Below are 7,720 nucleotides of genomic sequence, written 5' to 3' on the forward strand. Positions count from 1 at the left end.
GGTCCTCTCCGAGGGGGATGGGGATCTCATACCGGAGCATGCGCACGAGGAGGACGAGATCGCTTACGTGGTGAGCGGGAGTTTGAGGGTTCACATGGAGGGAATGGGCGATTTGGATGTCAGGGAGGGTGAGGCCCTGCTCATCCCTAAGGGGGTGAGGCACAGGGGAGTGCTTTCCGGGGACTGCGTCCTGATAGCGGTCTATCATCCCTGAAGGACCCCGAGGCCCCAAGGGGCGATGGTCTCAGACGATGCGCTCGCTCCCACGGCATCGGGCCCTCAGGGCCCCCAACCCCTCGAATCAGCTCAATCAACGTGGCCAACCTCATGCCTCGGGATGGGGGTGCCATGAACGGACATCGCGGCATGGGAAGCCTCAGGAGGATGGGGCTGAAGGAATGGTCCCTCTTAATGACCCTATCAGTCCTATGGGGTGGCTCCTTTCTCTTCATGGGCATCCTAGTGAGGGAGCTCCCTCCCCTCACTATAACGGCGCTCCGTCTCGGTTTAGCTGCCGTCCCGCTCAACATTGTGGTGAGACGCAGGGGAGGCCGGAGGTTCCCCTGGAGGGAGCTCCTGATCCTGGGGCTGAGCAATAACACAGTTCCCTCGGCGCTCATCCTCTGGGGGCAGGTTTACATATCCAGCAGCCTGGCCTCCATACTGAACTCCACAGCCCCTATCTTCACATCAATGCTCGCCCACTTCCTCACGGACGATGAGAGGCTGACCAGGGGGAAGTTGGCTGGTGCACTGATCGGTCTCTCGGGCGTCCTCATCATGATGGGGCCCGATGCTTTGGAGAGGGGTCAGAGCCTGATCGGGCAGATTATGGTGCTCTCCGGCGTGCTTTGCTACTCCTACGCCACGATATTCGGCAGAAGGCTATATGGGATGGGCCTGTCCCCGCTGGAGATAGCATCCGGTCAGCTGACCGCGGCCACCCTGACCGCCCTCCCCCTCGCCATCTTGCTGGACAGACCTTGGACCCTGCCGATCCCCTCGGTGAGGGCCTGGGAATCGATCATCTGCCTATCGATTCTCTCCACCGCCCTGGCATACGTAGTATTCTTCAGGCTGCTCGAATCGGCCGGGGCGACCCAGGTGAACCTCGTGACCCTGCTAATCCCGGTGACGGCGACGCTACTCTGCACGGCCCTGCTTGGGGAGAGGCTGGAGGAAAGGCACCTCCTCGGGATGGTCGTGATACTGCTGGGCCTATCCCTATCCGACGGGAGGCCCATCGAATTCCTCGAGAGGCGGGTGCGAACTCTTAATAAGATCGCCCGATTCACGGCTTGATGAGGTTGCTCATAATATCGGATGCCCACGGGAACTATGATGCTCTCAGAGCGATCTTGGAAGGAGAGAGATACGATCAGGCCATTTTCTTAGGAGATTCCGTGGATTACGGTCCTCAGCCCGCAGAAACACTTGATCTGCTCAGGGAGACGTGCTCCGTCCTCCTGAAGGGAAACCATGACGCGGCCGCGGCTCACGGGATCAGCTGCATGTGCTTGGAGGAGCTGAGGCCCCTCAGCGAGTACACGAGGGCCAACATAACGCTGAAGATGCTCTCGAAGGAGGACCTGAATTTTCTAAGGGGGCTCCCTGAGAGCTATGAGCTCCGTATCGGTGAGATGCGCGTTTACGCCGTTCACGCATCCCCCAGGGATCACCTCTACGGCTACCTGATGCCCGATATGAGCGATGAGGACCTGGAGGGACAGCTGTATGAGGTCGGCCCGGCCGGGCTGAGGAGGCTGGATCACGATCTCTTCCTCGTGGGTCACACCCACAGGGCGATGATCAGGGGGCTTAGGGGGGCTAGGGTGTTGAACCCGGGTTCCCTGGGCCAGCCCAGGGACGGGGATAGCAGGGCGTCCTACGCCATCCTGGAGGATGGTAGGCTGGAGCTCAGGAGGATCCGTTATGATGTGGAGGGGGTCATAGGCAAGATCAGAGAACTGAGGCTCGAGAGTTGGGCCGAGGATCAGCTGATTCAGATACTGAGGACGGGATCCGTCGATAATATCTGAGCTAAATCGTCAACCCAGCCCCCTGAGGACGCTCCAGTACTCCTCGTCCCCCAGGACCTCCTCCTGCTCCTTCGAGACCCTCTCCAGCAGGGAGCTGAAGTCATCCCTTATGCGCTGAGCCAGTCTCCTCACCCTGCCGGGATCGGGGATGGGCCTCCTCGGAAGACCAACCCTCCCGATGCTCGCCGAGGCCAGGAGCCGCCTGGCGACCTCCCCCTCATCCGGGGGCCTGGCATCTGAGTCGCTCGTCCAGAAGACCGCCCTGAGATAGGCCGCGCCTAGCGTGATCAGGCTCCTCTCCATGAGATCCTCGAGGAGATCCGGACCAGCTCGCCTGACCCTCTCCAGCACCTCTCCAGGGCTGGGACCCCCGAAGGGATGCCTCACCGCGGCTGAGGCGAGCGACTCGGATAGGACGGGCTCCAAGCTGCCGTGCAAGTAGACGCAGGCCGACGCGTATGAGCTGTGAAGTACGGCCCTCACGAAGGCCGTCTCCACGTGCCTGGGCACGTCTGCCTCTCCCCTCTCGATAATGCCCAGCATCTCCTCTGGTTTTATCGGATCCATCGCCGCAGCTCTTCCGTTGTAAACGAGCCAAGGGACACTCCAGACCTCAAACCTCATCGCGCCAGATCCGGCCACGTTCGAGACGTCAATGAACCTCACTCTCGTGAGCAGTCCCTCTCTGTGGAGGGTCATCATGAGCCTCTTGCTGCTGAGGCAGCTCGGATGGAAGAAGACCTCAATAGCCTCCATGCCGAGGCGGAGGGTCCAGTGACTAATAACCTTTCCTCAGGAACCCTAGAGGAGGTAGTCCGCCATGATTCCCGCCCCAAGAATTAATCCTATGATCATATTTAGGTTAAAAGCATCAGCATATCTTCCCATTCTAGCATAAAAATTCTCCACTAAGAGCAGCAGCTCGTAGAGGATGATCAAGATGAGCGAGATTAAACCGTTGTCGGATAGTTAACACTCTATAACTATCCGTTCCACCTCGGCCTCGAAGGCCTCGGTGGCTTTCGCCGCCAACGGTAAAGGACGGCACATGGGGAGTTTTGCGGCTATATTCCAGGCGGCTACGAAGTGCCTATCCGCCTGGAAGCCGCACTCCTTGCATTTGAAGACGTGCCCATTCGGCTTGTTCAACTCGCCACATATCGGGCACGTCCTAGACGTATTCTTGGCGTCAACAAACTCCGGATTAAATCCCTGCTCCATCGATTTGTAGGAGATGTAGAGCTGTATTTTCCTGAATGGCATGCTGTGAAGCCTCCTGTTCATTTTTCTGCCATATCGTATTTTCTCCCTCATGTCGGTGAGCCTCTCCATCACGGGCTTGACGTTCTCCTCAGCGACTATGCGGGCTATGATTTTTGAGGCCCTGTGGAGTATATCATTTACCCGCTGTTTCTCCCTTCTGGAATACTTCGCTAGCAGCCTGGCCTTAGTCTCCCCAGAAGTCTTCTTTTGGATGTTCCTCCTCTTCCTGAAGTACCTGTCCCTGACGCATTTCGCTTCGCTTATGTCTATCCTGACGAACTTCACTTTGTCGGGCTTAACCACGATGAGGTCTATGCTTCTCTCGTTAACATCTATGCCCAACACGCCTTCTGGCTCCCTCTCCTCGACAGCCTTCCTGAAGGTCACATGCAGGAAGAAGCTTCCGCCTCTCCTAACGAGCCTCGCCCCCTTGACCTGCCAGCCGATAAACTTCCTTGAGTGCTCGTGGACTTCGAAGGGAACTACGACGTGCCCCCTATGCGTAGCAAGCTTCAGGCTCCCCCAGCTGAACCAGAACAGGTGAGCATCGTCCAGGAGAACTGTGTTCAAGTTCTTGATTTCGGGAGGACTGACGTTCTTTCCCCTCCTGGAAAGCCTCCTATAGGACTTGAACATCGCCAAAGCTTGGGTTATGGCCGTGTAAACGTAGTGGGAGGGATAAGAGGGATATTTCTCTCTCAACTCCCTGTAGACAGCTTCATGAAGTCTCTTCCTTGACGTTACACCCAGCTTTATGGCCCTCTCCAAGCAAAACCTCACCATTTCTGAGTACGCTTCAAAGAGCTCTTTGAGTATCACCGCTTGCTCTTCATTGGGTTCGAGCCTGAACCTGCAGGTCTCACTCAGCAATAAGCTGCCTGACACCTTCGACCACCTCCTTGTACTTACGGCTCCTCATTCCGTAGAGCTTCCCTGCAAAACTTGAAACTAAGGCCATTAGATCCTCTACAAGCTCTTGATGGACATCCTTAGGCTCCTCACCATTAACCACTTCTATCCTGACGCCGTGAGAGGCGAAGTAACGCTCCAAATACCTGAAACCGAACCTCGTGAGCCTGTCCTTAAATTCGACGATGACAACCCCAACTTCATGCTTCTCGACCATGTCGAAGAGCCTGCCCAGCGACTCTCTGTTCTCATTAAGCCCGCTGGCAACATCCTCTAAGACTGAGACGACTTCGTAGCCTTTCGATTTGGCGTATTCCAATAAGCTCTCTTTCTGCCTCTCCAAGTCCCCCTTCTGCTTTTGGTCGTGGGAAGAGACCCTACAATAGACAACCGCCCTCTTCGACGCGTCTGGCTTAATAATGCCCATTAGACGCTCGACTTCGTCCTCAGGCACCCTCCTCCTGCCTCCGACGGTTCTGACGACTCTGATCTTCCCCTGTCTATCCCACTTCCTGAGGGTATTTGGATGGATGCCCAGCCTCTTACAGGCCTCACTAAGCGTCAGCAACCTCTCAGTCATTATGTAAATAAGTGGTAGGAAGTGTTATATAAAGTTAACTATTCAGAAACTGCTGGTGAACCCCATGGTAGCCCCTCCAAGCTGCCGCTTATGGTCATGCATCGGGACGGACGCTTGACATTCACGCGCCATCCGGCTTGACGCGCTGCCCCTCAGGGGATACCCATGAAGAAAGCCAAGAGGTAGACCGAGCCCAAAGAGTAAGAGAGGAGCAGGAGGAGCTTGTCCCTAAGGGTCAGCCTGAGCTCCCTGTACCAGGTGTGACACCTCTCCTCCCCGAATCCCCTCAGCTCCATCGAATCCGCTATGTCGTAGATTGAGAGCGCAGCTGAGATCGTCACGGGAACCACCAGGGGAACTATGGAGAGCAGCCTGGCCACAGGGTTCCTCCCTCCCCTTGGCCTGAAGCCCCTGGCCATCTGAGCCTCTAGGGTTCTGCTCATCTCAGCTGTGAACTCGGGCACGTACCTGAGGGCGAGCTGTATCACGTAGGCGGCTCTGTATGGGAGGCCCATCTGCCCCAAGGCCGGGGCGTAGAGGTTCGGTGGGGTCGTGAACACTAGGGTCGCCGTGACCAGGGCCAGGGAGAGCAGCTTCAGCACAGGCATCAAGGCCCTCCTGATGGCCTCAGGGGACGTCAGCCTCTCCATCAGGGATCCCTCGCCGTAGATCAGAACTATCGTGAGGTAGTTGAGCAGGGAGAGGACCACTATTATCACGAGGATGAACCTCCAGGTGGTCATCGTCCGGCTCCAGGGCAACTTGGCCAGGGAGTAGAAGGCCAGGGAAATGGCGAGCAGGGGGATTACCAGCAGGATATTCGAGGCAAGGGTGAGGCTGAGGACCATAAAAAAGATGAAGGTGAGCTTCGACCTGGGATCCAATCTGTGTATCGCGCTGTCCCCCTCTATGTACCTTATGAACCTGGAGGACATTCAGAGCCTCCTCGCCCTGCCCCTGGCGGCCGATGCGTAAGCTACCACCAGTATCGGCGTTATTATGGCCCCGTTTACAGCATCAGTGACGGCCGCGGGAATGAAGAGAGCGTAAGTGGCCTCCTCCATCGTTGAGATCCCGTAACCGAATAAGTAGTCTGTGTAGGCGGCGAATCCCATTCCCACGATGGAGCCTATCACTGCCAGGATCGCGCAGGTCAGATAGCCCCTGGGCTTGAAGGCGTCATCCTTGGAGAGGAAGTAGGACGCCAAACCTGGGATGAGCCCGAGCAGGCCGTTCCCTACATCCCAGTTCCACCAGAAACCTCCCCAGCTTATGGCATCGCTTATCACATTACCCAGGAACCCGGACACGAAGCCCACAAGGGGGCCGAAGATGTAGCCGAAGAACATCGGTATCACAACGCTGGGCCTCAAGGTGACGAGCTGGGTCCCTGGAAGCTGGAGGATATTGAAGAAAACGTTGAAAGCGGCGTAAAGGGCGGTTCCTATCGCCATCGCAACTATGCCCGTGGTCGAGAGAGCCCTCCTCTCGCTCATGGATTCACCCCGCAAATGGGGGTCCATCACTTATATACCTTTCCCGGGGCGCTCCTCATCCGCCCCGTTGATGGACCCTGAGCAGAGCTCCAGGACCTCTCTCAGGCTCAGCACCATCCTACCACCGGTCAGCTCCCTGCTCACCCTGATGAGATCCGTCTCCCTTATCCTACCGGCCCTCAGGTACTCCTCTTTGGCCAGCACCTCCCTGGTCGGACCATCAGCTATTATACGACCATCCGCCAGGATGATGGTCCTATCCGTGTGCTCCACGGCTAAGTCGGTGTCGTGTGTTATCAATATCAGCGTCCTGAAGCTCCCCATCAGGCTCCCTATGAATCCCATGAAGGATGTGTAGCTCGCGTAATCCTGACCGGCTGTGGGCTCATCCAGTATCAAAACCCTGGGCCTCATGGTCAGGATGGAGGCCACGGAGATCCTCTTCTTCTCCCCGTAGCTTGAGGCGAAGGGGGAATGCCTGAGGAGGTGATCGACCCCGCACCTGGTGGCCACCTCGAGGACCCGCTCCCTAACCTCATCCGGGCTCCCCCCCAGGTTCCTGGGCCCGTAGGAGAGCTCCTCCTCGACCGTCCTAGCGAAGAGCATGTTGAATGGATCCTGGAAAACTAGCCCGACGTAGCTGGCCAGCTCATAAACCTCCCTCTCTCGCGTGTCCATTCCGTAAACGAGAACCCTCCCCCTCTTGGGCTTCAGTATCCCGAGGATGAGCTTCGCCAGGGTACTCTTCCCGGCCCCATTGTTACCCAGGAGGGCGATCCTCTCCCCCTCCCTTATCTCCAGGTTCAGATCCCTGAGGACCTCCTTCCCGTCGTAATCGAAGCTCAGGTCCTCCACCTTTATGGCCACCTCCCCCGTCCTGGGGCCTTGGGGCCTGCTGTGGTGGACTCCCCTGCATCCCCTCACGAGCACCCTGGCGGGGACCTTCACGACGCCGAGGAGGTCCTTGAGCTCCTCCTCCCTCATCTCCCTGACCAGCCTCCCACGATCCATGAAGATTATCCTGTCAACACCGACATCTAGCACCTCCTCCGTCCTGTGCTCAGCTACTATCAGGGTCTTTCCCCTCCCCTTGAGCGCCCTCATCTGATCCTGGACGAGCCTCACCCCCTCGCTGTCCAGGTTGGCCAGGGGCTCGTCCATCAGTATTATTGGGGGATCCATCGCCAGGATGCCAGCTATAGCTACTCTCTGCTTCTCCCCTCCGCTCAGCTCGTTCACATCCCTCTCCCTGAGGTGCAGGGCGTTGACGCTCGCTAGAGAATCCTCAACCCTCCTCCTTATTCTCCCCCTCTCATGGCAGAGGTTGCAGGGACCGAACGCGACGTCGTCCTCCACCTTGGGCAGCACCAGCTGCTTGCTGACCTCCTGCATCACGGTGCCCACTAGCCTGGAGAGCTTGGAGAGGCTGGCCC

At 57.5% G+C, this 7,720-nt stretch carries 9 protein-coding genes; 3 read left to right on the top strand and 6 right to left on the bottom strand.

The window, feature by feature from the left end; genetic code table 11:
• The 3 genes from BA066_05910 to BA066_05920 all read left to right on the top strand — a co-directional run.
• On the top strand, positions 1-214 hold a 214-nt coding region (locus BA066_05910; GenBank protein ID RDD53149.1), incomplete at its 5' end, for a cupin domain-containing protein.
• A gap of 170 nt (positions 215-384) precedes the next feature.
• The gene (locus BA066_05915) at positions 385-1,302 is read left to right on the top strand and encodes a DMT family transporter (protein ID RDD53156.1); all 918 of its coding nucleotides are present in this window, start codon (positions 385-387) and stop codon (positions 1,300-1,302) included.
• Positions 1,302-2,039: a metallophosphoesterase gene (locus BA066_05920; protein RDD53150.1), complete on the top strand. Its 738-nt coding sequence runs from the start codon at positions 1,302-1,304 to the stop codon at positions 2,037-2,039. Before BA066_05915 ends, BA066_05920 begins: the two co-directional genes overlap by 1 nt.
• A gap of 9 nt (positions 2,040-2,048) precedes the next feature.
• On the opposite strand, the gene BA066_05925 is transcribed toward BA066_05920, so the two are convergent.
• From BA066_05925 to BA066_05950, 6 genes are all read right to left on the bottom strand, one after another.
• Positions 2,049-2,795 (bottom strand): hypothetical protein, encoded by a 747-nt coding sequence (locus BA066_05925; GenBank protein RDD53151.1) that lies wholly within the window; start codon positions 2,793-2,795, stop codon positions 2,049-2,051.
• Between the two features lie 213 nt (positions 2,796-3,008).
• Positions 3,009-4,085, bottom strand: a complete 1,077-nt coding sequence (locus BA066_05930) for a transposase (GenBank protein ID RDD53157.1) — start codon at positions 4,083-4,085, stop codon at positions 3,009-3,011.
• A 76-nt stretch (positions 4,086-4,161) separates the two neighbouring features.
• Complete coding sequence (locus BA066_05935) at positions 4,162-4,791, bottom strand: IS607 family transposase (GenBank protein RDD53152.1); 630 nt, start codon at positions 4,789-4,791, stop codon at positions 4,162-4,164.
• 152 nt (positions 4,792-4,943) lie between these two features.
• Entirely contained in the window at positions 4,944-5,726 is a 783-nt protein-coding gene (locus BA066_05940; protein ID RDD53153.1) for an energy-coupling factor transporter transmembrane protein EcfT, read from the bottom strand.
• Positions 5,727-6,287, bottom strand: a complete 561-nt coding sequence (locus BA066_05945; protein ID RDD53154.1) for an ECF transporter S component — start codon at positions 6,285-6,287, stop codon at positions 5,727-5,729.
• A gap of 30 nt (positions 6,288-6,317) precedes the next feature.
• Positions 6,318-7,720 (bottom strand): ABC transporter ATP-binding protein (locus BA066_05950; GenBank protein ID RDD53155.1); only part of this gene is annotated, 1,403 nt, incomplete at its 5' end.

This window comes from Candidatus Korarchaeota archaeon NZ13-K (genome assembly GCA_003344655.1).
Classification (GTDB): domain Archaea; phylum Korarchaeota; class Korarchaeia; order Korarchaeales; family Korarchaeaceae; genus Korarchaeum.